Source organism: Curtobacterium sp. PhB191, from assembly GCF_004346515.1.
GTDB lineage: Bacteria > Actinomycetota > Actinomycetes > Actinomycetales > Microbacteriaceae > Curtobacterium.
In genome coordinates this window covers 409,340-432,954 of the sequence record NZ_SMBV01000003.1, presented here as the reverse complement: position 1 = coordinate 432,954, position 23,615 = coordinate 409,340, and the positions used below count along the sequence as shown (strand labels likewise).

Sequence of the window (23,615 nt, the reverse complement as noted above, 5' to 3'; positions counted from 1 at the left end):
GCCGTGACCCGACCCCTTGACCGCCTTAGTTTACGCGTGTAACAATCACGCTCACAACGTGGATCCTGCGACGACGCAGACCGAGAGGACAACGATGTTCAACCCAACCCGTTCACGGCTCGCCATCGGCGCCGCCGTCCTCCTCGCCGCCGGCCTCGCGCTGAGCGGCTGCAGCGCGAGCGGCAACGCCAGCACGAAGGACGACGCCGCCTCGACCCTGGTCGCCTACACCGGACAGTCCGGCGACTACCAGATCAACTTCAACCCGTGGTCGCCGTCCAACATCGGCGGCGTCGGCACGATCTACGAGTCGCTGTTCTTCATCACCAACGTCAACACGAACGACCCGAAGCCGCTGCTCGGCAAGTCGTACGAGTGGAACACCGACGGCACGCAGCTCACCATCACACTGCGCGACGGGGCGACCTGGAGCGACGGCGAGCCCTTCACCTCGAAGGACGTCGTGTTCACGCTCGACATGCTCAAGAAGCAGAAGGCCCTCAACTCGATCGGCTACGACGGCACCGCGAAGGCCGACGGCGACTCCAAGGTCGTCGTCACCTTCGACAAGCCGTCGTTCGTGCTCGGCCCGAACCTGCTCGGCAAGACCTGGATCGTGCCCGAGCACCTGTGGAAGGACATCGACCCGACCACCGACGTCGTGCGCGAGCCCGTCGGCACCGGTCCGTACACGCTCGGCACCTTCAAGGCGCAGGCCTTCACCCTCGAGGCGAACAAGAAGTACTGGGACGGCGCCCCCGCCGTGAAGACCATCCGCTACCTGTCGCTCTCCGGCAACACCGCCGGCGCCGACGCGCTCAAGCAGGGCTCGATCGACTGGCAGACCGGCCCGGTGCCGAACATGGACGACATCGCCGGCAACTACAACGGCTACGACGGCATCACCGTCGGGCAGAACCAGATGGCGCTGCTCACCTGCGCGAACACCGACCTCGGCTGCACCGGCCCGCAGACCGACCCGGCCGTGCGTCACGCCATCGCCGACGCGATCAACCGCAAGCAGCTCAACTCGCTGGCGTTCGAGAACACCGCGAGCGAGATCTCGCCGACCTTCGCGCTCACCACGACGCAGAAGGACACCATCTCGAAGGACATCGAGCCGGCCGTGATGCCGGAGACCGCCGACAAGGCCGCCGCCGCGTCGTCGCTCGAGGGCGCCGGGTGGAAGAAGGGCTCGGACGGCATCTACGCCAAGGACGGCAAGAAGCTGTCCCTGACCGTCGAGGTCGTCACCGGCTGGACCGACTACATCACCGCGATCGACACGATGACGCAGCAGCTCAAGGCCGCGGGCATCGAGCTCAAGGCGCAGCAGTCGTCGTGGAATGAGTGGACCGACAAGAAGACCAAGGGCAACTTCGAGCTCGCCATCGACTCGCTCGGCCAGGGCCCGACGGCGAACCCGTACTACCTGTACAACAACTACTTCACGACGGCGAACACCGCGAAGGTCGGTGCTGCAGCCCCGATGAACATCTCGCGCTACAGCAACCCCGACGTGGACAAGGCCATCGCGAAGCTCGCCACGATCAACCCCGAGGACACCGCCGCGACGCAGCCGGAACTCGACACGATCCAGCAGCACATCGTCGAGGACCTGCCGTACATCCCCGTGATGACCGGCGGCACGACGAGTGAGTTCCACGCGGCGAAGTTCACCGGCTGGCCCACGAAGGACGACCTCTACGCCTTCCCGGCGGTCTGGGCGAGCCCGGACAACGCCGAGATCTTCAAGGCACTGAAGCCGGCGAAGGGCTGACCACGATGGGATCGCGACCGAGGAGCACTCGACGATGACCTACTTCCTGCGCAAGATCGGCTTCTACATCGTCGCGCTGTGGGCGGCACTGACGCTGAACTTCATCATCCCGCGGCTGCTGCCCGGGAACCCGGTGGACATCCTGCTCGCCAAGCTCCAGCAGCGCGGCGGGCAGGTGACCCCGGCGACACGGCAGGCGTACGAGCTGCTCCTCGGTGGCGATTCCTCGGAGCCGCTGATCTCCCAGTACGGCCACTACCTGGTCAACGTGTTCCGCGGTGACCTCGGGGTGTCCGTCAGCTACTTCCCGGCCCCCGTCACCGAGGTCATCGCGAGCTCGCTGCCGTGGACCATCGCCCTGGTCGGCATCGCCACCATCCTGGCCGCCATCATCGGGGTCGGCCTCGGTGCCTTCGTCGGCTGGCGTCCGGGCACCTGGCTCGACTCGTTCGTGCCGGCCACCACCCTGCTCGCCGCGGTGCCGTACTTCTGGCTCGCGCTGATCCTGGTGTACTTCTTCGCCACCGGCATCCACCTGTTCCCGGCGCAGGGCGGCTACGACGTCATCCTGACGCCGGGGTTCAACTGGGACTTCATCGCCTCGGCGATCCAGTACGGGGTGCTGCCGGCCGTGACGATCGTGCTCGCATCGCTGGGCGGCTGGCTGCTCGGCATGCGCAACATGATGGTGTCGACGCTGTCCGAGGACTACATCACCACCGCCCAGGCCAAGGGGCTGTCCGACGGCAAGATCCTGCGGAACTACGCCGCCCGGAACGCCGTCCTGCCCTCGGTCGCCGGCTTCGCGATCTCCCTCGGGTTCATCGTGTCCGGCTCCGTCGTCACCGAGCAGGTGTTCTCGTACCCGGGCATCGGGTCGAAGCTGCTGTCCGCCGTGACCAACAACGACTACGCGCTCATGCAGGGGATCTTCCTGTTCATCACCCTGGCGGTCCTCGGCGCGAACCTCGTCGTCGACCTGCTGTACGGGCTCATCGACCCGCGGACGCGGGCGCGGAGCTAGGGAGGACACGCCATGACCAACATCCAGCAGGACACCGAACCCACCATCGGCGCACTCGCCGAGGAAGCCGACGCCGGGTCGACGCGGAGCATCGCCACGGCCCGAGCGTCACGACCGAAGGGCGGCATCCGCCGATTCCTGCCGACCCTGACCCCGTGGCTCATCACCGGCATCGCGCTCGTCGCCGGCGTCACGCTGTTCGGCGTCGTCGGGCCGCTGCTCGTCGGCGACCCGACCACCATCCGCGACTCCGGACTGCAGGGACCGAGCGGCGAGAACCTGCTCGGGACGACCCAGACCGGGCAGGACGTGCTCGCCCAGCTCGCCTACGCCACCCGCGGCAGCCTGCAGATCGGCCTGATCGTCGGCGTCCTCGCCACGGTGCTGTCCGCGTTCTTCGGGATCCTGGGCGCCTACCTGGGCGGGATCATGGACGAGGCGTTCTCGCTGTTCTCGAACGTGTTCCTCGTCATCCCCGGCCTGCCGCTCGTCATCGTCATCTCGGGCCTGGTCCCGCGTGAGGCCCGCGGGCTCTGGACCATCGCCGTCGTCCTCGCGATCACCTCGTGGGCAGGGTCGGCCCGGGTCCTGCGGGCGCAGACGATGTCGATCCGCAACCGCGACTACGTCTCCGCCGCCCGTGTCGCCGGCGAACGACCCTGGCGGGTCATCGCCGTCGAGATCCTGCCGAACCTGCTGCCCGTCCTGGCGTCGCAGTTCGTGTTCGCGGTGATCGCCGCGATCCTCGGGGAAGCGGGATTGTCGTTCCTCGGCCTCGGGGCGTCGAACTCGTCGACCCTCGGCACCATGCTCTTCTACGCCCAGAACGGCTTCGCGCTGGCGAACGGCGCCTGGTGGTGGTTCGTGCCGCCCGGCCTGCTCATCGCCCTGCTCGGCATGGGCCTGTCCCTGGTGAACTTCTCGATCGACGAGGTCATCAACCCGCGACTCGCGAACGTGCGCGCCCAGCGGCGGCGCGAACGTCGCGCCAAGCGGGCCGCCCGCGCCTCGCGGTCCGCACGCACCACGAAGGAGTTCGTCCGATGAGTGCCGAAGCCGTGCTGACGATCGACCACCTCGACGTCGTCTACGAGACCGAACACCCCGTGCACGCCGTCAAGGACGTGTCGCTCACCCTGGCGCCCGGCGAGATCCTCGGGCTCGCGGGGGAGTCCGGCTGCGGCAAGACGACCCTGGCCTACGCCATCACCCGGTTGCACCGACCGCCGGCGAAGGTCGCCTCGGGCAGCATCACGTTCCACGACCGGGACGGCACCGACATCGACCTGCTCGGGCTGCCGCACGAGCAGCTGCGGGCCGTGCGCTGGTCGAAGCTGTCGATGGTGTTCCAGGGCGCGATGAACGCCCTCAACCCGGTCACCACCATCCGGGCGCAGCTCGACGACGCCCTGAAGGAACACCGGCGCGACCTGTCCCGCAAGGAGCGGCGTGCGATCGCCGAGGACGCCCTGAGCCGCGTCGGCGTCGACCCGTCCCGCATCACCGCGTACCCGCACGAGCTGTCCGGCGGCATGCGGCAGCGCGTGATGATCGCGATGGCCATGCTGCTCGAACCGCAGATCATGATCATGGACGAGCCCACCACCGCACTCGACGTCGTGGTGCAGCGCGAGATCCTGCGCGAGATCGTCCGCCTGCGCGACGAGCTCGGGTTCGCCGTCGTGTTCATCACGCACGACCTGCCGCTGCTGCTCGAGATCAGCGACCGCATCGCGATCATGCTGCGCGGCGAGGTCGTCGAGTGCGACCGGGCCTCGGTCATCCAGCACAACCCGAAGCACCCCTACACGCAGAAGCTGCTGCAGTCGTTCCCGAGCCTGTCGGGGGAGCGCGGCGCGTTCATCCGCTCCGGCGTCGACGACCACGCGGCAGCAGTCCACGAGGAGATCCGATGACCAGCGTGACCGTCAGCCACCTCGGCAAGGACTTCCACACCCGCAAGGGCCTGAAGCGCACCACCCTGCACGCCGTCGACGACGTGTCGTTCGAGCTGCTGCCCGGGAAGACCGTGGCGTTGGTGGGGGAGTCCGGCTCGGGCAAGTCCACCATCGCCCGGATGCTCGCCAAGCTCGAGAGCACCACCCGCGGCTCGATCGACGTGCGGCTCGAGGACGGCACACCCGTCGTCGGCAGCATGTACCGCCGGCACGTGCAGATGGTGTTCCAGGACCCCTTCGCGTCACTCAACCCGTTCCACTCGATCGAGCACCACATCGCCCGGCCGCTCCAGCTGCACCACCGAGCCCGGGGCGCCGACGAGACCGCCGAGAAGGTGCGGGAACTGCTCGGCCGCGTCAACCTCGACGAGGACTTCGCGAGCCGCCGCCCGCACGAGCTCTCCGGCGGGCAACGGCAGCGCGTCGCCATCGCCCGCGCACTCGCCCCCGGGGCCCAGGTGCTCATCGCCGACGAACCGGTGTCGATGCTCGACGTGTCGATCCGGCTCAGCGTGCTCAACCTGATGGGCCGCCTGCAGCGCGAGGACCACCTCGCCGTGCTGTACATCACGCACGACCTGGCGACCGCACGGCACTTCTCCGACGAGATCCTGGTGCTCTACCGCGGCCGGGTCGTCGAACGCGGGCCGTCCGACGCCGTCATCCTCGACCCGCAGCACGACTACACCCGACTGCTCGCCGAGGCGGCCCCCGACCCGGAGCGCACTGACCGCAAGGTGACCTCGGGCAGCGCTCTCGACCGCTCGAAGATCGACAACACCACCTGCTACGACCACGGCGTCGGGGCGTGGGTGTCGAGCGAGCCGGCACCGGTCGGCGCACGGTGAGCGGAGCCTTCGCCGACTGGGGCACCCCCGGATTCTCGGCACGGTTCCGGATCGGCGACGACCAGCCCGCGGCACTCGTGTCGTTCGTGGCGAGCGGTGGCGCGCTCGCCGACGGTCCCGACGATCCGCAGCCCCTGGTGGAGCTGACGACGATCGGACACGGGCGGTTCCCGGGCGGGTACCGGCACGTGGACTCCACGGCCGGGGCGCGACTGCGCCCCGTGTCGTGGCGTGTGTCCGACGACGCGACCGATCCGTGGTTCCGGATCGTGCAGGCGGACGCGGCCACGGGCCTCCAGGTCGAGTAGGTGTTCCGGGCGCGCGCCGACGTCCCGGGCTTCCAGACGTGGACCGAGGTGTCCGCCGACGACGGCGAGCACGTCGTGGACTTCGTGTCGTCGTTCGCGACCGGGGCGTTCCTGACCGACTCCGGGGTCGGCGTCGACGACCTCGCCCTCGTGCACGCGGACAACGACTGGGCCGCCGAGAGCCGGTGGCGGACCGATCCGCTGCGGTCGATCGGACTCGCAGCGATCGACCGCGAGGCGCAGCACCACCCACCCCGCAGCCGCGCCGTCGTGCAGAACCGGGGGTCGTGGTCGACGGGCGAGGCACTGCCGATCGGGGTGTTGCAGACGGACAGCGCTGTGCCGACTCCGTACGCGCTGGTCTGGCAGGTCGAGCACAACGGGCCGTGGTTGTACGAGCTCGGCGAGACCCGACGGCACGCGTACGTGCTGCTGAGCGGACCGACCGACCAGGAACACCAGTGGACGGCCGTCGTCGCTCCGGGGCAGCCGTTCGTGTCCGTGCCGGTCTCGGTGGGGATCGCCGGCTCGGTCGGTGGGGCGTTCGAGGTGCTCACGGCGCAGCGTCGGGCGTTCCGGCACGTGCGCGAGGCCGATCGAGCCCTGCCGCTCGTGTTCAACGACTACATGAACACGCTCATGGGCGACCCGACCACCGAGAAGCTGCTGCCGTTGATCGACGCCGCTGCCGACGCCGGAGCGGACCTGTTCTGCATCGACGCCGGCTGGTACGCCGAGGGGCACTGGTGGGACACCGTCGGAGCCTGGGAGGAAGCTACGTCGCGGTTCCCGACCGGGCTCGGGTTCGTCATCGACCACATCCGGTCGCGGGGGATGCAGGCGGGGCTCTGGCTCGAGCCCGAGGTCATCGGCATCCACTCGCCGCTGGCCGCGACCCTGCCGGACGACGCCTTCGTGCACCACCACGGCGTGCGGGTCGCCGAGCACGGACGGCACCTGCTCGACCTCCGGTCACCGGCCGCGCGGGCACACCTGGACTCCGTCGTCGATCGACTGGTCGGGTCGCTCGGCGTGACGTTCTTCAAGATGGACTACAACACGATGACGGGGCCGTGGGACGGCTCGGTCTCGGCTGGCAGAGCGCTGCTCGACTGGCTCGACGACGTGCAGGCCCGCTACCCGTCGCTGCTCATCGAGAACTGCGCCTCGGGAGCGATGCGCGCCGACTCCGCGATGCTGTCCCGGTTGCACATGCAGTCGACCTCGGACCAGCAGGACCCGGTGCTGTCGGCGTCGATCGCGGCTGCTGCCCCCGCCGCGATGCTGCCCGAGCAGGCCGGGAACTGGGCCTACCCGGCACCGTCGATGTCGCCCGACCTGTTCGACCTGTCGCTCGTGAACGGGGTGCTCGGGCGGATGTACCTGTCGGGCTACCTGAACGAGATGTCGTCGGCGCAGCGTGCGGTGGTCGGGGACGCCATCGCCGCACACCGGACAGTGCTCGAGGTCATCGAGTCGTCGGTGCCGGAGTGGCCGCTCGGGCTGCCGGCATGGGAGGACCCCTGGCTCGCGCTCGGCCTGCGCGCTGCATCGGGCGATCTGTACTTGTCGGTGTGGTCGCTGCCCGGTGCGTCGGGATCGGTGTCGTTGCCGCTGCCGGGCTTCGCCGGGCAGGCGGTCGTCGTCGAGCCGCTGTTCCCCACGGCGCTCGGGTCGTGGTCCGTGGCGTGGGACGCCGCCTCGGGCTCGCTCGAGGTCGCCAACGGCGGGGCGACCCCCACAGCGCGGGTGCTGCGCGTCCGACCGGAGGGGGCGGACGCGGAGTACTGAGCGGGGCGCGCGTCGCGATGGCAGGGCGCGCGTCGGAGCGGTCGGGAGGCACGGTGCAGGCAGGCACCGTGCCTCCCGACCCGTCGGTGGTCGCGTCCACGGCGCGGGGGACGCGGGTCCGCGTCCGGCCGGTGACGTTTCTGGTTCAGGATCCTCGGGGATCGTGAACCAGAACCGTCAGCAGCGGTGCAGGAAGGCGCCCCCGGTCACGCCTGGCCGTCGTCGGGGCGGCGCGGGGCGCGGAGCCGCAGGGTCGCACCGAGGCCGATGACCAGGAAGCCGGCAGCCGAGAACGCGGCGGCGCGGGTGCCGTCGGAGAACGCCTCGGCCGCGGCGGCGCGGGTCTGCCCCTCGAGGCCGGCGATCGCTCCGCCCGAGGACTGCACCACGGTGTCGGCGATCTGCTCGGACTGGGCGGTCGAGACGCCGGCGTCCTGCAGGCGGTGCTCCAGGATGCTGCCCGTCGAGGTGAACAGCACCGTCCCGAGGACCGCGATGCCGAGCGCTGAACCGATCTGGCGCGCGGTGCTCTGGGCACCCGAGGCCTCGCCGCTGCGCTCCACGGGGACGTCCTGCAGCACGACGCCGGTGAGCTGGGCCGTCGCGAGTCCGACGCCGAAGCCGTAGACGAACAGGCACGGGACGATCGCCCACCACGGGGTCGACGAGGTCACGACGAACCCGATCGCGGCGACCCCGACGATCTCGGCGCCGATGCCCATCCGCACGATCGGCAGCGCCCCGATCCGCTGTCCGACCGTGGCCGCGAACCCGCTCGCGACGAACGACCCGATCGCCAGGGCCAGCAGCACGAGGCCGGTCTGCAGCGCCGAGTAGCCGAGGACGTTCTGCAGCCAGAGGGGCAGCGACAGGATGATGCCGAACTCGCCGAGCGACACGATGAGCGCCGCGATCGAGCCGTTCCGGAACGAGCCGATGCCGAACAGGTCGAGGGCGATGAGCGTCGACCGGCCCGCACGCTGCCGGCGCCGGGAGCGGACGACGAAGGCCGCCCCGGCAGCGATCGCGATCACGAACGCGACGGGGATCGGCGAGACCGGGCCGTCCCACGACCACGAGCCGATCGTGAACGGTGTCGACGACGGAGTCCACCAGCCGTAGGTGCGACCCTCGATCAGCCCGAAGACCAGCGCAGCGCTCGCGATCACGGACAGCAGGGCGCCGACGAGGTCGATGCGGCCGGTGTGCTCGGCGTCGCGCGACTCCCGCACGGCGACCGCGAGGCCGACCAGGATGACCGCCACGATCGGGACGTTGATGCCGAAGGCCCACCGCCACGAGAAGTCCGTCGTCAGCCAGCCGCCGAGCAGCGGACCGACCGCCACCATCCCGCCGATCGTGGAGCCCCACACCGCGAAGGCGATGCCGCGCTCCCGGCCGGTGAACGTCGCGTTGAGGATCGACAGCGTGGTGGGCAGGACCATCGCGCCACCGACACCCTGCAGCACGCGGGACGCCACGAGCAGTTCGCCCGTCGGGGACAGCGCCGCCAGAACCGACGCCACCGCGAACAGGATCACGCCGATGGTCAGCAGTCGTCGGCGACCGAAGCGGTCGGCGACGGCACCGAAGACGAGCAGCAGCGCGGCGAAGACCAGCGTGTAGCTCTCCTGCACCCACTGCACGAGCGTCGAACCGATGTCGAGGTCGGCGACGGTGCTCGGGATCGCCACGTTCACGATCGTGGAGTCGACGATGATGAGCGCGACCGCCAGGCTGATCACGACCAGACCGATCCACCGACGGCGATCCGGGGTGGTGGTGGGAGCTGCGGCTGCGGCGCTCATGTGCGTGTCCTCTCAGATGATCAGCATGCTGACTACCTGACGGTACACCCGCTCCCGATGACCGGCGCACCGGGGTTCAGAGGAGCAGGCGGAGTTCCATCGCGCGGGTCACGGCACGGGTGCGGTCGTTCACGCCGAGCTTCTCGAACACGTGCCCGAGGTGCGTCTTCACCGTCGTCTCGCTGAGGAACAGGGCGCGGCCGATCGCCGGGTTCGAGTTTCCCTGGGCGACGAGCTGCAGGACCTCGAGTTCACGCGGGGTCAGCGACGGGCCAGCCACGGCCGACGAACCCGTTGCTCGTCGGACCAGCGCAGCGGCAGCCGAAGGGGCCAGTGCCGTCTCGCCCCGCGCGGTCGCCCGCACGCCGGCGAGGATCTCGGACTCCGGGGCGGCCTTGAGCAGGTAGCCGGTCGCCCCGGCCTCGATGGCCGCGAGGATCTGGTCGTCGGACTCGTACGTCGTCAGGATCAGGACGCGGACGCCTGGCTCGGCCGCGAGGATCTCCGCCGTCGCCGCATCGCCGTCGAGCTCGGGCATCCGGAGGTCCATCAGTACGACGTCGGGGCGCTCGGCTAGCACCACCGACACCGCTGCACGACCGTCGCTGGCCTGGCCCACCACGTCGATGTCGTCGGCGTCCTGCAACAGTGCGACGATGCCCGAGCGGACGATCGGGTGATCGTCGGCGACCACGACGCGGATCACCGGCTCACCTCCGCCACGGGGTGGCGAACGGCGGACGGGAGGCCCGGTGCGGCTCCGGTGGGCAGGGTCGCCTCGACGACGGTGCCCCGGCCCAGGGCGCTCGTGATCGTGCAGGTGCCGCCAGCGAGGGCGAGGCGCTCCCGCAGCCCGCGCAGACCGTGCCCGGCGGTGGGCTGCTCGGGGTCGAACCCGGTGCCGTCGTCGGTGATCCGCAGCACGGTCTGCCCGTGCTCCGGGAGGAGACGGACCTGCGCCGAGGCGGAGCCGGCGTGCGCGCGGACGTTCGAGAGGGCCTCCTGCGCGACCCGCAGCAGGACCACCTGCGCATCACGGTCCAGCGTGCAGTCGGACGCGGCGTCGACCGTGACCAGCGTCCCCGTTTCGCGGGTGTGTCGTTCGGCGAGACGGTGGAGGGCGCCGGCGAGGCTGTCGCGGGTCATGCCGGCGGCCCCGGCTGCGACGAGGGTGCGGGATTCCTCGAGGGCGGCGCGGGCGGACTCCTCGAGGACGGTGAGTCGTTCTTCCAGCGCATCGGAGCGGTCGTTCGCCAGGTCGCCGCGGGCCCGTTCGGTGAGCATGACGATCCCGGCGAGGTTCTGGGCGACGGTGTCGTGGATCTCGCGGGCCAGGCGCTCCCGTTCGCTCGCGATGCCCGCCGTGCGGTTCGCGTCGGCGAGGGACTGCTGGGTGGCGCGGAGTTCCTCGACGAGCTGGCGGCGCTCCTCGGACAGACCGGCGACGCTCGAGATCCACACGCCCATCGCGCAGGCACCGATCACGCTGATGCCCTCGATGAGCAGGGTGCTGACCAGGGCGTCCGGGCCGCTCGACAGCTGCAGGCCGATGCCGCTCGCGAGCCCGACGGCGACGGACAACAGGACCGCGGTGCGGACGCGCTCCGTCTGCACCCACACGAGCGGGAACACGATGCACTGCACGAACGCGGTGCTCGGGACGACGGCCGGCAGCACCAGGGCGGCGACGATGACGAGCGGCAGGAACGCGGCGGCGGCTCGGGGGCTGTCGTAGCCGCGGTGCCCGTACGCGATGTACGCCACGACGAGGACCACCACAGCGAGGTAGGCCGGCCAGCGGGTCGACCACGGGGACCAGCCGAGCGCGGTGATCACGGCGGTGAGGAGCATCGTGCCCGCGAAGAACACGTGCAACCACCGGTTGCGCACCCACGTCTCGCCGCTCATGACGACAGCATCCCACCTGCCCGGCGCCATCAGGCGTCCTTGCGGTTCCAGCGGAAGGTGAGGGCGCAGGCCACCGTGCCCCCGACCAGCCACGCGACCAACACGAGCGTTCCGAGAGCGAGGTGCCACGCGCCTCCCGGCTCGGCAGACGCGAACGCGTCGGGCAGGAAGACCGACCGCATGCCGGACGCCATCCAGCGCAGGGGGAAGACGGAGGCGACGTTCTGCAGCCAGTCGGGCAGCTGGGTGAAGGGCAGGTAGACGCCCGAGATGAACTGCAGGACCAGGACGATGGGGACGATCGTGGCGGTGGCGCGGCGGCCCTCGCGGGGGAGCGCCGAGATCGCGATGCCGAGGACGCAGCTGGTGGCGATGCCGAGGACCATCACGCCCGCGAAGACGCCCCAGTTGCTCGCGTCGGTCGGCAGGTCGACGCCGAACACCAGACTCGCGATCCCGAGCAGCAGCGCCGTCTGCAGGATGGTCGTGACGAGCACCATGCCGATCTTGCCGACGAAGTAGCTCAGGACCGGCAGTGGCGTGCCGCCGAGGCGCTTCAGCGTGCCGTCGCTGCGTTCGGTCGCGATGTCGACGCCGAGGGACTGGGTGCCGGAGAGCAGGATGCCCGTCGCGACCAGGCCCGGCAGGTAGTAGGTGGCGTAGTCGACGCTGATCGGTCGCCCGTTGCTGGCGACGGCCCGGATCGGGTCGGCATCGGCGAATGCGACCGAGAAGAGCGCCAACATGATGATCGGGAAGAGGAACGTGAAGAAGACGGCGTCGGGGGCACGGAAGTAGGAGCGGATCTCGTACGAGATTCGGCTGATCGCAGTGTTCACTTCTGGCCCACCATTCCGAGGTAGACGTCCTCGAGGGACGGGCGGATGACTTCGAGGTCGTGCATGGCCGTCGTGCTGCTGCGCACGAGTGCGGTCGGGTCGGTCGTGCGCTCGTCGTGCAGGGCGCCGGCGCCGTCGCGCCAGCGGACCCGTGGTGTGCGGGCTTCGGCGCCGCCGATCTCGTCGATCGGGGCGATGTCGAGCAGCTTCCCGTCGGCGATCACCGCTGCCCGGTCGGCGAGCTGTGCAGCCTCGTCGAGGTAGTGCGTGGTGAGCAGGATCGTCGTGCCCTCGGACTGCACCTGGCGCAGGAGGTCCCAGAACTGCCGGCGGGCCTCGGGGTCGAAGCCCGTGGTCGGTTCGTCGAGGAACAGCACCTCGGGGCGGCCGATGATGCCGAGGGCGACGTCGACGCGGCGGCGCTGGCCACCGGACAGTCGTGCGATGCGGGTGTTCCGCTGGTCCGTGAGCCCGACTGCTGCGATGAGGTCGTCGACGCTGCGGTGCCTCGGGTAGAGCGTCGCGAAGTGGTGCAGCTGCTCGGCGACGGTGATGTTCGGGGACTCGGCGCTGGTCTGCAGGACGATGCCGATGCGTGCGTTGTGGCTGCGGCTCGTCCGTGCGGGGTCGTGACCGAGGACGCGGACTTCGCCGACGGTGCGGGAGCGGTACCCCTCGAGGATCTCGACCGTCGTGGACTTGCCGGCGCCGTTCGGGCCGAGGAGGGCGAAGGTCTCGCCGGGCTGGATGACGAAGCTGACGTCGTCGACGGCGACCTTGCCGGTGGCGTACTGCTTGCTGAGGTGCTGGACCTCGATGGCGGGGGACTCGGGCATGGGTCCAGCCTGGCCGGTGGGGCGCCGCGGGGCATCGGTGGGGGCGGTGGTGCTGCATCCTCCGATCGGGGGATGGCGTGGGAAGGGCGCAAGCATGTCGTATTCGAGATATCCGGAACTTCAGATTCTGGCGTTGCTCTGCTTGGCTCGGTGCGGGGTCGACGCGGCCCTCCCGTTCCCCCAGCAGAAAGGCCCTTCCATGAAGCGCTTCGGACAGCTCTCGGCCGTCATCGCGGCGGCAACGCTGTGCGGTGTCCTCGGCGCCGGTGTCGCACAGGCTGCTCCGGATGATGCAACCGCCAGTGGCGGCAGCGCGTCCGCCGACGACCTCGGTACCGACGCCACGACCGTCGTCGGCGGCGGCACGTGGTCGTACGGCGTGATCGGCCACCAGGTCTCCGCCTACGACAACCGTCGGTACACCCACAGCACCTCGGTCAAGTCCTCCGGCGTGACCAAGTCGTCGGGACGGATCGCGAAGGGCAAGATCGCCGGCGCGAGCCGCCCGAAAGCACTGTGGGGCAATCAGGCCTTCTGGGCGATCTACTGATCCGGAACTTCGCGGCCGCCACCGTCCTCGCGGTGGCGGCCGTACCGCTCCTGCTCGTCGGCCTGATCGTGTTCGTGGTCGGGAGTGGTGAGGCGAGCGGGTACCTCACCGGCCGGACGACGATCGACATGGTCGACCTGCCGCTCGGTCCGACCAAGCAGGAGCACATCCAGCAGCTCACGGAACTGGCCGAGGACCACGACGTATCGCTCGCCCTCGTCGTGCCGGATCGTTCCGGCGCGCCGGACACCGTCATCGCGTACTCGTTCGCCGGCTCCGTCCCAGCGCCGGTGTTCTGGGGGAACGTCGTCGACCGGCCGGCGAGCGACATCGGTGACGCCGTCATCGTCTGGTCGTACGCGGTCGACGGATCGGCCGTGCAAGTCGGTGCCTTCCTCGACGCGTTGCGCACTGCGGGGTTCGAGTTCGTCGACGCGACCCCGACGGTCCGCGTACTGGCACCAGCGGTGATCGGGCAGCCCGGCATCCTGGCGATCGTGGCGTGCATCGCGCTCGGCGTCGTCATCGCCGTGGTCGCGGAGTCGGACCGGCGGGACAGCCGACAGCGGCTCCGCGGACTCTCCGGATGGTCACCGAAACGCATCGCCGCTCGTGAAGCCCTCGAGACAGCGGGGCTGTTCGTCGTCTGTTCCCTGGTGGTGTGCGGGGCGCTCGCCGTCTACTTGCTCGTCCGCGCGGCATCGCCGACGATCTGGTCGTTCAGCGTCGGGCTCGCCGGAGTGATGCTCCCCGCCGCCTTCGTCGGTGTCGTCGGACTCCACGTCGTCTGCTCCGTCGTCGGCCGCCGCAGGTGGACGAGCCTCGCGGCCCCGGTCTGGCGCCCGACCGTCGTGGCACTGTGCGGTGTCGCACTCGTCAGCATCCTGACCGTGAGCACCAGTGGCCTCGTCGAGCAGGAGCGGACGGCCTCCGAGCTCGAGCGATCGCTGCGCTCCGAGACCGCCGACGGCGACGACGTGGTCCTGGGGGTCGGGATGGCCTCAGCCGCCGACGAGGACGCGTTCGGACGCGTTGCGCTGGCTGCCCTCGCCACCGGCACCGCCGAGCTGGCGCAGACGACGTTCATGCAGGACGCGCTGCTGGTCGCCGGAGACCGGGCGGAGCAGCTGGTCGGGGACGGCCGTGACGGTGTCACCGTGCTGGTCCCCGAGTCGGTGGCGACCGACATCGACGCGATCGCCGACGGCGTGCGGGAGAGCTTCGACGACGGCTGGGAGGTGGACGACGACCAAGCGCCCCGAGTCGTCCCGATCCACACCGAGGTCGTCGGATCGACCGCACCGATCGTCGCCGCCGCTGACCGCTGGATCGATTGGGTGCTGCCACGCACCACCACCGGCGCGGACGTGCCCGTCATCGTGGTGACCGACGTGCGGGACCTGCCGCCGAACCGACTCGGCACCGCGACCCGGAACGGCGAGGTCCGGTTCGCCGACCGGACCGCGCTCGTCCGGCAACTCACGGACGCTGACCTGCTCGACGTCGTCACGCAGATCAACCGGGTCGGTGCCGTGCTCGAACGAGCGCTCGCAGCCGTCCGGACATCCCGCGCCGTCATCCTCGCCGCTTCGGCCGGGACGGTGCTCGCGATCCTGTTCGCTGCCGCCACCCTGATCGCCGATCACCGGACGCGGCATCGACGAGCAGCACGGCTGCGATTCCTGGTCGGCCGGCATCCCGCGGTGCAGCACGCGCGGTTCGTGCTCGTCGCGAGCGGCATCGCGGCCGGGACCACCGCCGTGACCGTACTCGTCGGCGACGACGGCACCGGTGCCGGCAGCGGCGCCTTGCTCGCTGCCAGCACGGCCGGGGCAGTCGGCGTGCTCACCGCAGTCGCGCTGTCCGTCCTGCTCGCCGCCACACACCACCGAAAGAGGCCACGCCGATGACCGAGCACCAGCGACTCAGCATCGAGGGGATCGGCTACGACATCGCCGGGCGGACGCTCTGGAACGACATCACGTTCCAGCTCGGCGCCGGACAGGCCCTTGCCCTGCGCGGACCGTCCGGACAGGGGAAGAGCACGATGCTCCGCTGCCTCGCCGGGTTGGAACGACCGCCGCGGGGTCGGGTCGTCGTCGACGGCACTGACCTGCACACGGCGAGCGAGGGGGAGCGGCGTGGACTGCGCCGAGACACCATCGGCCTCGTCGTGCAGGACCACGCCGTCGTGCCGGAGTGGACCGTTGCCCAGAACCTGCGGGTGCTGCGGCCCCGTGGCGTCACCCGGGCGGCACTCAGCGATCGGATCGACGAGGCGCTGCTGATCGTCGGGCTCGGTGGTCGGCGGGATGCTCGTGCTGGGACGATGAGCGGCGGCGAACAGCAGCGAGTGGCCGTCGCACGAGTGCTGGCGCAGCGGCCACGACTCGTTCTCGCCGACGAGCCCACCGCGTCGCTCGACACCGAGAGCGCGGCGCGCGTCCGCAGCGGTCTCGACGCGCTGCGTGCATCGGGCAGCGCTGTCGTCGTGGCGACCCACGACCCGGCGCTCATCGCGTGGGCCGGTGCAGAACGGTCACTCATCCGGCTGGGGAGCGACCATGGACGTCCGTGAGACCACGCTGCAAGCTGCGGTGGGCGCGCACCTGGCGGGGACCCACATCCGCAGGACACACCGGGTCCTGCAGGGGAGTGGCACCGTGGCGCCGGGGTTGCGCTGGCCGGACGCCTCGGACGGCCGCGATCCCCGGGCCGTCCTCGAGGCCGAGGGCCCCGCGTTCTCGGCGGGCGGTGGTGTTCTCGTGCCGGAGCGCTGACGGTTCTGGTTCGCGATCGTCGGGGATCGTGAACCGGAACCGTCACCGTCTCAGTACTGCGGCCGGATCCAGTCCGTCGGTTGCACGAAGCGGGCGCGGGGCAGGACCTCGTCCGGCTCGGCGGTCCGCACGCTCGTGATGATCGTGGCCTCGCCGTACTCGTACGAACGGCGGGCGATGCCGTCGCCCTCGTCGATCACCATCGTCGTGCGGGTCGCCGGATCCCCGCGGTGCTCGAACGTCACCAGGATCGAGTGCTCGCCGATGTGCTCGACCAGGATCGGGTGGAAGCTCTCGGGGCCGCGACCCCACCGGAGCATCAGATCGGGGACGGCCATCCGGACGACGGGAGACGAGACCATGCTCCGGGCGAACGAGACCTCGATCGGGCCGTCGTCGGGCTCGTGCAGCACGCCGTCGCGGTAGGAGACCGGCTTGGCGCGCGGGCGGACGAGCGTCCAGGTCTGCGCGGGCTCGTCGATGTCGACGCGGAACTGCCAGTACTTCTGCCGGGACTCCTGGTGGATGCCCTCGAGGACGTACCGCGCGGGTCGGCGGAGCGCGGCGAGCTCCTCGGCGATCGCGGGGCCGTCGGGCCGGGTGAGGAGTTCGTCGAAACGCACGCTGTCAGCATGGCGCACCACGCGCAGTGGACGTCACCCCGTGACGGACTGGAGGCCCGTGGCGGGCTGGCACTGTGCCTCCCGTCCGATCGTGGGTCGCGTCAGGTTGCGTCAAGCAACGTCCGCGTAGACCGGGAGGATGCAGGTCGTCGGAGTCGAACAGTTCGGAGGGCCGGAGGCCCTCGCCGTCCACGAGGTGCCGGAGCCGCACGCCGGTGCGGGGTCCGTGCGGATCCGGGTGCAGGCGTTCGCCGTGAACCCGACCGACACGGGGGTGCGTGCCGGGGAGCGGGACAGCTCGCAGGCCTCGCCGCCGTACGTGCCGGGGATGGACGCCGCCGGGGTCATCGACGAGGTCGGGCCCGACGTCACCGGGTGGGCGGTCGGCGACGAGGTCATGGCGATCGCGTTGCCGCTCAGCACGCACGGTGGGGCGTACGTGCAGGAGCTCGTGGCGCCGGTGGGGTCGTTCACGCGGATCCCTCGTGGGACGTCGATCGAGGCTGCGTCGACGGTGCCGATGAACGGGCTGACCGCGTTGCAGATCCTGTCGCTCGCCGGGCTGTCGCGGGGGGACACGCTCGCTGTGACCGGGGCTGCCGGGCTGCTCGGGAACTACGTGGTGCAGCTCGCGGTCGCCGCTGGGCTGACCGTGATCGCTGATGCTGCTCCGGCGGACGAGGCGCTCGTGCGGTCGCTCGGGCCGGCGCACATCGTGCCGCGTGGCGATGGGTTCGCTGCCGCGGTCCGTGCGCTCGTGCCCGACGGGGTCGATGCGCTCGCCGATGCTGCGGTGCAGCGTGGGGTCGTCGTCGATGCTGTTCGAGACGGGGGCGTGTTCTTGGACGTGCGGGGATGGTCGGGGGACGGCTCGCGGGGGATCCGGTTCGAGCAGGTGATGGTTTTCTCGGAGTACCGGTCGTTCGACAAGCTCGAGCAGCTGCGGCATGCGGTCGAAGGAGGGACGGTGGTGCCGCGGGTGGCGGAGGTGTTGCCGGCCTCGCGGGCTGGGGAGGCGCATGAGCGGCTCGAGGCTGGGGGGACGCGGGGGCGGTTCGTGTTGACGTGGTGAGTTGACGACGGTGTGAGGGACGGGAGGCGCGGTGCCGGTTGGTGCTGCGTCTCTTGTGGATCACGCCACGCGTTCGCCCGCCGTCATGCGAAGTCCGCGACGTCTCCCTCGCCGCATCGCGACTGGACCTCCACCGACACCCGTCGAGGGCTTGCGTTCACCGAGATCGACTCGACCGCCTTGCCGGTGGTGGCAGCTGACCAGAGCGGCCGACCATCGTCGATCGTGTTCCGCCGGATGGTCGCGTCGTAGTCGGACTGCTTCCACGTCTTCGCAACCGTGCGAATGAGCGACTCGGGGTCCCCGGTGCCTGTGCGCTCCTGGTCCCACGAGAACGTGACGCCTGCACTGCCCTCCGGGGTCGAGCACTCCGACGATGCGGGCTCGTCGGAGAGCGGCGTCCAGTCACCGCCAGCGGCATCGATGGTCTGCTGGACCAGAGCGACCATGGCGTCTCGAGCCTGAGCGCCGTCCAGTTCGCTGTCGTCCACGTAGTTCGCGCACCCGGTGAGCAGCACCAGAGCGCCGACCGCACTCAGGACAGCTGTCGGTCTGCGTTGCCTCATCAGTCGCCGACGATATCGGAGTGTGCTCGACCGAGGAACCATCGTCGTTTCAGCGACCGTGCGCTGCTCCGCTCCGGACACCCACCCACAAGCCGTCTCGTGCCCGTGTCATGCCCACGTAGAGCTCCCGGCGACCACGCTCCCGCCGCTCCCGTTCGGTCTCCGACGGTTCGGCCGGGGCAGTATCGAGCAGCCGGGGATCGACGTGCGCGAGCAGCACCTGCTTGAACTCGAGGCCCTTCGCACGTTTGACGGTCCCCACGCGGACCGCGTCGGAGCTCCGTCCTGCGTACTGCTGCAGTGAGACGGTCGGAACGCCGGCCCTCCCGAGCACCTCGATGACGTCGTCCGCCTGCCGGTTCGTCGCCGTGAGGATGCCGATGTCACCGTGACCGGTCCCGACGAGCCGAAGAACCTCGGTCAGCCGGTCGAGCATCGCCCGATCGTGATCCGCACGACTGGTGAAGCGCGTCATCGTCGGAGCCGCACCGGAGCGCGAGACGTCGGACACCGCGTCACCGACCCCGTCGACGCCCTCGATGTCGACGAACTGGTCGTCCGCCACCATCTCCTTCGCGAACTCGAGGATCTCGGCGGTGTTCCGGTGGTTGACGTCGAGCACGACGCCCCGGCCTGACAGATTGATGCCGACCTCGCCGAGCGTGTACCCGCCGGGGTAGATCGTCTGCTGGCCGTCACCGATGAGCGTCAAGCCGTCGGTACGGTCACCCACGAGCTGGTGCACCAGCGCGACCATGGCGCAGGACAGGTCCTGCGCCTCGTCCACGATGACCGCGTCGTACCGCTCGAGCGGCACCGCACGGACCGCATCGCGAGCGAGTAGCACGATGTCCTCCCAGTCGTGGGCCCGGCGATCGCGCAGCCCGCGCGCGTACGCCTCGTAGAGGTCCCAGACGGCCTGCCGCGTCTCCAGCGGGAGCGCGTGCTTGCGCCCGATGCGAGCCAGGTCCGCGTACTCGTCAAACCGCATCAGGCCGCGGCCCTTGATGACGTGGCTGATCTCGTCTTCCCAGTACGAGCGCGAGAATCGCGACGACCGCAATGGACTGGAGGCGCGGATCGCGTTCCACGCGTCGTCGAACGCAAGCTGGGCCTCCCGTCCGGGAGCGCGGAACGCGATGCCGCGTTCCTTCAGTAGGCGCGTGGCGAACGCGTGGACGCCCATGAAGTCGACGCGACCGACCATGTCGGGCGCGAGGCGTTCGAGGAGCGACTCGAGGACCTTCGGCAGGGTGCTGATGTACGTCGTGAACAGCACGCGGCCGCCGGTCGCGCGCGCGAGGTACGCGGCGCGGTGCAGGCCGACCACGGTCTTGCCGGTGCCCGCGGCGCCGCGGATACGTGCTGGGCCATTGAAGCTGCGGCGGACGAGCTTCGCCTGGGCGGGGTCGAGGAACGCCATCCAGTCCTCGATCGGCGCTTCGAGGACACCGTCGAGGAGCTGGTCGGTCAGCTCATCGTCCGTGGTGTCGATCGTCGGGATGAGGACGTCGGGTTCGCGGGGGAGTACCGGTGCCGGGACGACGACCTGTGGCGGTGGCGTCGCCTGGTCGCCGATCACGGGGAAGTGGCGCAGCATCGCGGCGAGGACCTCGTCGACGCGGGATGCCGAGAGTCGCGCGCCGCGCTTGGTGATGTGCCCGACGAGGTCGTGCGCGCCGATGAGGTCGACCGAGGCGACGCGGGCGTGCATCCGCTTCTGGCCGGCGAGGGCGGCGACCGCGTGGACCTCGCCGGGTGCCAGACCCGTGTCCGCCAGTGCTGCCTCGGTGCTGTATGCGAGGTCGGCGAGGCGGGCGATGTCGTCGGTGACGTCCTCTTGCCCGCGGGTGATCCGGTCGCCGTGGACCGCGACCTCGCGCCAGGCCTTCGTGTCGACGATGAAGACGCCGGCGCGGCCGACGACCACCATGTCGACCTGTGCCGTGCGGCTGCCGGGCCAGCGGCGGTCTGCGAGGAGGTGGTAGCCGATGCCGGCGAGCGGGGCGAGGATGCGGGCGGTCTCGCTCTCGGTGCGGTGCGCGATCTCGAACCGGGCGGCTCGTTGCTCAGCGTCGTCTGCCTGGCGGCGGAGTTCGCGTGCATGGCTGCGCTGGCGGTGTGCCTCGACCCCTGCGGATTCGCCGGCCATCGTCATCGTGTTGCCCCTCGAAGTGCTGACTGTGCGGACCACTCGTCGTCCCCGGGACGTGTAGTGCTGAACCATCCTCGTGGATGCCGGGCCGACTCGGGAGCACCCGTTCTGGGGTGCTCAGCGGCGACGGTCAGGGGGTCTTCGTCAGCTCACCCCGGGCGGCTCGGTGCCATCCTGCGCCGGTGTTGTCGCGGAAGATGATCGCGTCCACGCCCCGCGCATCCGAGATGGTGAAGGGACGCAACGGGTCGCCCGTCACCTCCCGGACCGGTTTCGGGTAATCCCACTCCGCCGTTGCGTCTTCTTCGACGGTGTTCGCCGCGAAGAATTCACCCGGAGGCACGCACTGCAAGGTCGGGACTCGCGGAGAAGTGAAGCCGTGACACTCGACCTGCACGTCGTAGACCGGGTCGTCGGAAGAGTTGCGGATGACGACTCCGAAGATGATTCGCCCCCCAGTCTTGATCCGCGTGGCCGCCCAGGCGCTGACCTGGGTCGCCTGCCGTTTCCGTTCTGCATCGCGTGCCTGCTCGTCACGCCCCGATTCGATCCGGTACAGACGCCGAGCCTGGAGGCCGGCGTACACCGCCGCGATCAGCGCACCTGCCGTCGCGACCGAGCCCAGCCCCTCGAAGAACGTGTTCAACCCCATGTCGTCACGCTAGCAGTGATATCCAAGGTATCGAGAGTGCATTCGCGATCGTCGATGTGCGCCGACATGAGCCCTCCAACGCACTAGCCTGAGCAACATCGAAGGTTCGTCAACTCTCCGGAAGGTCGCTCGTGAGCGCTGGTCCTGTCCTCCTATTTCTGCACGGTGTCGGGACCGGCGATGTTGAAGATGGCTGGCAGGTCGCGCTGTCAGGGGCGCTCGTCCGGCTCGGTTACCCCGCTCTGGAGCCCGACCGATGGATCGCTCCGAAGTACGCTTACGCCCTTCGCAACGGGGACGGCAAGTACCGCGTTCCCCCGATCACCGTGAAGCAGCCAGGTAAGGACGATGCCCGGATCAATCGGCGGGCGTTCGAGCGGCGCACGAGTGCCATGGAGTACCGGCTCGGCCAGCACGAGGATCTGCCGAACTGGCCGGGCGCTGGCACGGTCGTTGACGTCGCCTTCGAGACGAACCCCTTCAAGCAGGCACACAACTACCTGCACGACGAGCAAGCTCGTGCGCGGGTACTCACCCGGGTGCTCGACGTGCTCCCCGACTCGGGAGAAGTGCTGATCGTCGGCCACAGCCTCGGCTCCGTTGTCGCCGCCGATCTCGTCCGCCGGCTCCCTGCTGGGCTGAACGTCGTCGGGATGATCACGATCGGGAGTCCTCTGGCGAGCGGTTCCGTGCGCGCGACGGACCTGCGAGAGGCGATGCAGGAGCCGCCGACGAACCTCGGCTGGTGGATCAACTTCTGGAACGGTTTCGACCCGGTCGCGGCGCACCGCGGTCTGTCGTCGGTCATGCCGTGGTTGCTCGACCTCCGAGTCACGACGCCACCAACTCCCCGCGTTCACGACGCGGTCGAGTACTTGTCCGACCCGAGAGTCGCCGAGGCGATCGGGTACGCGATGCACGGCTCGCTCTCCACTGATCTCGTACGGACCGTCAACGCAGTCGACGTGCCACTCGATGCCGACGAGCGCGTCGTTCTGCTCGCGCTCCGGTACGCGCACCTGGTGGCGACGTACCTCAAGGAGGATCAGCAGGACAGATTCACCGGAGCCCTCCGAGCAATCCAGTCGGAAGCGGTGGAGGCGATGCTGCAACGGCGAGACGTCGAGAGAAGGCCACGCCCTGAGCTGATCGCTCAGCTCGCATTCGATCTTGCAGATCCGACCGCGGAAGCGACTCCGCCCGCACCGGGGATGTACCTCACCAAAGAGGACGCGCTCGTTCAGCTCATCGTGCTCGCGTCCGACAACTTCCTTCGCCCCTTTGACATCGGCTTCAGCGAATCCGTCAAGCGGCAGGCGATGCGAGACCTCACAGCAGAACTCGGTCTCGGAAGCGTTCTTGGCGGGGACGTCCTCGATGCGGTCGACCGAGCCGAGAAGGTGCTCGCCGGGAGCAAGGGGCCGAACTGGATCAGGATCGGCGCGATGGGTGCCGGTGCGGTCGCCCTCGTCGTCGCGACGGGTGGTATCGCGCTCGCCGCCGGTGCGGGCCTTGCCGGGGCGGCCGCTCTGACGAGTGCTCTCGCAGCATTCGGACCTGGCGGGATGATCGGCGGTCTGATCACTGCCGGAACTCTCGTCACAGCCGGCGGCGGTGGGATCGCGTTCGGGCTCGCGAGTTCGGGCACGTCATCCGAAGCAGTCGAGTCGATCGTGATGCGACAGCTCGCAGCGGTCATCCTGCGCCAGAAACTCGATCTCGAGCAGGACCCCGCCGTGTGGCACCTGCTCGTCGAGACCGAGCGGCAGGTGAGGCGGGCGCATGAGCGACTGGACGAATACTCCGATCCGAAGTCGCCGGTGCTCGTCGAGCTCCGCAAGAAGATCCAGCTCGTCGAGCGGGCGCTCGACTTCATGCGCGAGGAAGGCCTCGAGCCAGCAGCAGAACCGCAGACCTCCTCCGCCGCTCGCTGATCGACTGGAAGGACACGACGATCATGAGCCGATCCGACAACAGGACGAACCGCCTTCGGGCAGCCCTTCGCTACCTTGACGAACTGGGAGGCGCAGCGAGTCGGCTCGACGTCTGGGACGCAGCACGCACGCGAGTTCCACTCGAAGGCGAAGAACTCGAACCGAACCAGAAAGGCAAGCCCC

At 69.8% G+C, this 23,615-nt stretch carries 22 protein-coding genes; 13 read left to right on the top strand and 9 right to left on the bottom strand.

The window, feature by feature from the left end; all coding sequences use genetic code 11:
- Positions 1 to 94: 94 nt before the first annotated feature.
- The 7 genes from EDF48_RS07685 to EDF48_RS07660 are packed head-to-tail and all read left to right on the top strand — an operon-like array spanning position 95 to position 7,709.
- Positions 95 to 1,780, top strand: a complete 1,686-nt coding sequence (locus EDF48_RS07685; RefSeq protein WP_123340274.1) for an ABC transporter substrate-binding protein — start codon at positions 95 to 97, stop codon at positions 1,778 to 1,780.
- A 34-nt stretch (positions 1,781 to 1,814) separates the two neighbouring features.
- Positions 1,815 to 2,804 carry an ABC transporter permease gene (locus EDF48_RS07680; RefSeq protein WP_111086984.1) on the top strand — a complete coding sequence of 330 codons (990 nt, stop codon included), beginning with the start codon at positions 1,815 to 1,817 and terminating at the stop codon, positions 2,802 to 2,804.
- A gap of 12 nt (positions 2,805 to 2,816) precedes the next feature.
- The gene (locus EDF48_RS19065) at positions 2,817 to 3,851 is read left to right on the top strand and encodes an ABC transporter permease (protein ID WP_159573964.1); all 1,035 of its coding nucleotides are present in this window, start codon (positions 2,817 to 2,819) and stop codon (positions 3,849 to 3,851) included.
- The gene (locus EDF48_RS19060; RefSeq protein WP_165932351.1) at positions 3,848 to 4,720 is read left to right on the top strand and encodes an ABC transporter ATP-binding protein; all 873 of its coding nucleotides are present in this window, start codon (positions 3,848 to 3,850) and stop codon (positions 4,718 to 4,720) included. The genes EDF48_RS19065 and EDF48_RS19060 overlap by 4 nt, the downstream gene beginning before the upstream one ends.
- Positions 4,717 to 5,610, top strand: coding sequence for an ATP-binding cassette domain-containing protein (locus EDF48_RS07670; RefSeq protein ID WP_131879147.1), 894 nt, complete (start codon positions 4,717 to 4,719; stop codon positions 5,608 to 5,610). Before EDF48_RS19060 ends, EDF48_RS07670 begins: the two co-directional genes overlap by 4 nt.
- Positions 5,607 to 5,918: a hypothetical protein gene (locus EDF48_RS07665; RefSeq protein WP_165932350.1), complete on the top strand. Its 312-nt coding sequence runs from the start codon at positions 5,607 to 5,609 to the stop codon at positions 5,916 to 5,918. The genes EDF48_RS07670 and EDF48_RS07665 overlap by 4 nt, the downstream gene beginning before the upstream one ends.
- Positions 5,919 to 7,709: a glycoside hydrolase family 36 protein gene (locus EDF48_RS07660; protein WP_131879143.1), complete on the top strand. Its 1,791-nt coding sequence runs from the start codon at positions 5,919 to 5,921 to the stop codon at positions 7,707 to 7,709.
- 206 nt (positions 7,710 to 7,915) lie between these two features.
- On the opposite strand, the gene EDF48_RS07655 is transcribed toward EDF48_RS07660, so the two are convergent.
- From EDF48_RS07655 to EDF48_RS07635, 5 genes are all read right to left on the bottom strand, one after another.
- Positions 7,916 to 9,517 carry a DHA2 family efflux MFS transporter permease subunit gene (locus tag EDF48_RS07655; protein WP_131879141.1) on the bottom strand — a complete coding sequence of 534 codons (1,602 nt, stop codon included), beginning with the start codon at positions 9,515 to 9,517 and terminating at the stop codon, positions 7,916 to 7,918.
- Positions 9,518 to 9,593: 76 nt separating this feature from the next.
- Positions 9,594 to 10,223: a response regulator transcription factor gene (locus EDF48_RS07650; RefSeq protein ID WP_131879139.1), complete on the bottom strand. Its 630-nt coding sequence runs from the start codon at positions 10,221 to 10,223 to the stop codon at positions 9,594 to 9,596.
- Positions 10,220 to 11,425: a sensor histidine kinase gene (locus EDF48_RS07645; RefSeq protein WP_131879137.1), complete on the bottom strand. Its 1,206-nt coding sequence runs from the start codon at positions 11,423 to 11,425 to the stop codon at positions 10,220 to 10,222. The genes EDF48_RS07650 and EDF48_RS07645 overlap by 4 nt, the downstream gene beginning before the upstream one ends.
- A 29-nt stretch (positions 11,426 to 11,454) precedes the next feature.
- Positions 11,455 to 12,264 carry an ABC transporter permease gene (locus tag EDF48_RS07640; protein WP_131879135.1) on the bottom strand — a complete coding sequence of 270 codons (810 nt, stop codon included), beginning with the start codon at positions 12,262 to 12,264 and terminating at the stop codon, positions 11,455 to 11,457.
- Complete coding sequence (locus EDF48_RS07635; RefSeq protein WP_131879133.1) at positions 12,261 to 13,100, bottom strand: ABC transporter ATP-binding protein; 840 nt, start codon at positions 13,098 to 13,100, stop codon at positions 12,261 to 12,263. The genes EDF48_RS07640 and EDF48_RS07635 overlap by 4 nt, the downstream gene beginning before the upstream one ends.
- A gap of 199 nt (positions 13,101 to 13,299) precedes the next feature.
- Between EDF48_RS07635 and EDF48_RS19055 the strand changes: the two genes are divergently transcribed.
- The 4 genes from EDF48_RS19055 to EDF48_RS07615 are packed head-to-tail and all read left to right on the top strand — an operon-like array spanning position 13,300 to position 16,430.
- Positions 13,300 to 13,650 (top strand): lactococcin 972 family bacteriocin, encoded by a 351-nt coding sequence (locus tag EDF48_RS19055; protein WP_165932349.1) that lies wholly within the window; start codon positions 13,300 to 13,302, stop codon positions 13,648 to 13,650.
- Positions 13,651 to 13,682: 32 nt separating this feature from the next.
- Positions 13,683 to 15,560, top strand: a complete 1,878-nt coding sequence (locus tag EDF48_RS07625) for a hypothetical protein (protein ID WP_131879129.1) — start codon at positions 13,683 to 13,685, stop codon at positions 15,558 to 15,560.
- A complete protein-coding gene (locus EDF48_RS07620; RefSeq protein ID WP_123340284.1) occupies positions 15,557 to 16,228 on the top strand; it encodes an ATP-binding cassette domain-containing protein in 672 nt (223 codons plus the stop codon). The genes EDF48_RS07625 and EDF48_RS07620 overlap by 4 nt, the downstream gene beginning before the upstream one ends.
- The gene (locus EDF48_RS07615) at positions 16,215 to 16,430 is read left to right on the top strand and encodes a hypothetical protein (protein ID WP_123672529.1); all 216 of its coding nucleotides are present in this window, start codon (positions 16,215 to 16,217) and stop codon (positions 16,428 to 16,430) included. Before EDF48_RS07620 ends, EDF48_RS07615 begins: the two co-directional genes overlap by 14 nt.
- Before the next feature lie 50 nt (positions 16,431 to 16,480).
- On the opposite strand, the gene EDF48_RS07610 is transcribed toward EDF48_RS07615, so the two are convergent.
- Positions 16,481 to 17,053: a hypothetical protein gene (locus EDF48_RS07610; protein WP_131879127.1), complete on the bottom strand. Its 573-nt coding sequence runs from the start codon at positions 17,051 to 17,053 to the stop codon at positions 16,481 to 16,483.
- A 139-nt stretch (positions 17,054 to 17,192) separates the two neighbouring features.
- On the opposite strand from EDF48_RS07610, the gene EDF48_RS07605 reads away from it, so the two are divergent.
- On the top strand, positions 17,193 to 18,125 hold the full coding sequence (locus EDF48_RS07605) for an NADP-dependent oxidoreductase (protein WP_131879125.1): 933 nt from the start codon (positions 17,193 to 17,195) through the stop codon (positions 18,123 to 18,125).
- 83 nt (positions 18,126 to 18,208) lie between these two features.
- Here the strand turns inward: EDF48_RS07605 and EDF48_RS07600 are convergent, their stop codons facing one another.
- From EDF48_RS07600 to EDF48_RS07590, 3 genes are all read right to left on the bottom strand, one after another.
- Complete coding sequence (locus EDF48_RS07600; protein ID WP_131879124.1) at positions 18,209 to 18,691, bottom strand: hypothetical protein; 483 nt, start codon at positions 18,689 to 18,691, stop codon at positions 18,209 to 18,211.
- 49 nt (positions 18,692 to 18,740) lie between these two features.
- Positions 18,741 to 20,849 carry a UvrD-helicase domain-containing protein gene (locus EDF48_RS07595; protein WP_207913233.1) on the bottom strand — a complete coding sequence of 703 codons (2,109 nt, stop codon included), beginning with the start codon at positions 20,847 to 20,849 and terminating at the stop codon, positions 18,741 to 18,743.
- Positions 20,850 to 20,976: 127 nt separating this feature from the next.
- Entirely contained in the window at positions 20,977 to 21,498 is a 522-nt protein-coding gene (locus tag EDF48_RS07590; protein ID WP_131879122.1) for a hypothetical protein, read from the bottom strand.
- Positions 21,499 to 21,629: 131 nt separating this feature from the next.
- Here EDF48_RS07590 and EDF48_RS07585 point away from each other — a divergent pair, with 131 nt between their 5' ends.
- Complete coding sequence (locus tag EDF48_RS07585; protein ID WP_131879120.1) at positions 21,630 to 23,432, top strand: hypothetical protein; 1,803 nt, start codon at positions 21,630 to 21,632, stop codon at positions 23,430 to 23,432.
- Positions 23,433 to 23,615: the final 183 nt, after the last annotated feature.

What these genes read in the sequence shown, in the direction of transcription:
- EDF48_RS07685 (WP_123340274.1), top strand. Translation starts at nt 95, where the DNA reads ATGTTCAACCCAACCCGTTCACGGCTCGCCATCGGCGCCGCCGTCCTC.
- EDF48_RS07680 (WP_111086984.1), top strand. Translation starts at nt 1,815, where the DNA reads ATGACCTACTTCCTGCGCAAGATCGGCTTCTACATCGTCGCGCTGTGG.
- EDF48_RS19065 (WP_159573964.1), top strand. Translation starts at nt 2,817, where the DNA reads ATGACCAACATCCAGCAGGACACCGAACCCACCATCGGCGCACTCGCC.
- EDF48_RS19060 (WP_165932351.1), top strand. Translation starts at nt 3,848, where the DNA reads ATGAGTGCCGAAGCCGTGCTGACGATCGACCACCTCGACGTCGTCTAC.
- EDF48_RS07670 (WP_131879147.1), top strand. Translation starts at nt 4,717, where the DNA reads ATGACCAGCGTGACCGTCAGCCACCTCGGCAAGGACTTCCACACCCGC.
- EDF48_RS07655 (WP_131879141.1), bottom strand. Translation starts at nt 9,517, where the DNA reads ATGAGCGCCGCAGCCGCAGCTCCCACCACCACCCCGGATCGCCGTCGG.
- EDF48_RS07645 (WP_131879137.1), bottom strand. Translation starts at nt 11,425, where the DNA reads ATGAGCGGCGAGACGTGGGTGCGCAACCGGTGGTTGCACGTGTTCTTC.
- EDF48_RS07635 (WP_131879133.1), bottom strand. Translation starts at nt 13,100, where the DNA reads ATGCCCGAGTCCCCCGCCATCGAGGTCCAGCACCTCAGCAAGCAGTAC.
- EDF48_RS19055 (WP_165932349.1), top strand. Translation starts at nt 13,300, where the DNA reads ATGAAGCGCTTCGGACAGCTCTCGGCCGTCATCGCGGCGGCAACGCTG.
- EDF48_RS07620 (WP_123340284.1), top strand. Translation starts at nt 15,557, where the DNA reads ATGACCGAGCACCAGCGACTCAGCATCGAGGGGATCGGCTACGACATC.
- EDF48_RS07615 (WP_123672529.1), top strand. Translation starts at nt 16,215, where the DNA reads ATGGACGTCCGTGAGACCACGCTGCAAGCTGCGGTGGGCGCGCACCTG.
- EDF48_RS07605 (WP_131879125.1), top strand. Translation starts at nt 17,193, where the DNA reads ATGCAGGTCGTCGGAGTCGAACAGTTCGGAGGGCCGGAGGCCCTCGCC.
- EDF48_RS07600 (WP_131879124.1), bottom strand. Translation starts at nt 18,691, where the DNA reads ATGAGGCAACGCAGACCGACAGCTGTCCTGAGTGCGGTCGGCGCTCTG.
- EDF48_RS07595 (WP_207913233.1), bottom strand. Translation starts at nt 20,849, where the DNA reads ATGACGATGGCCGGCGAATCCGCAGGGGTCGAGGCACACCGCCAGCGC.
- EDF48_RS07590 (WP_131879122.1), bottom strand. Translation starts at nt 21,498, where the DNA reads ATGGGGTTGAACACGTTCTTCGAGGGGCTGGGCTCGGTCGCGACGGCA.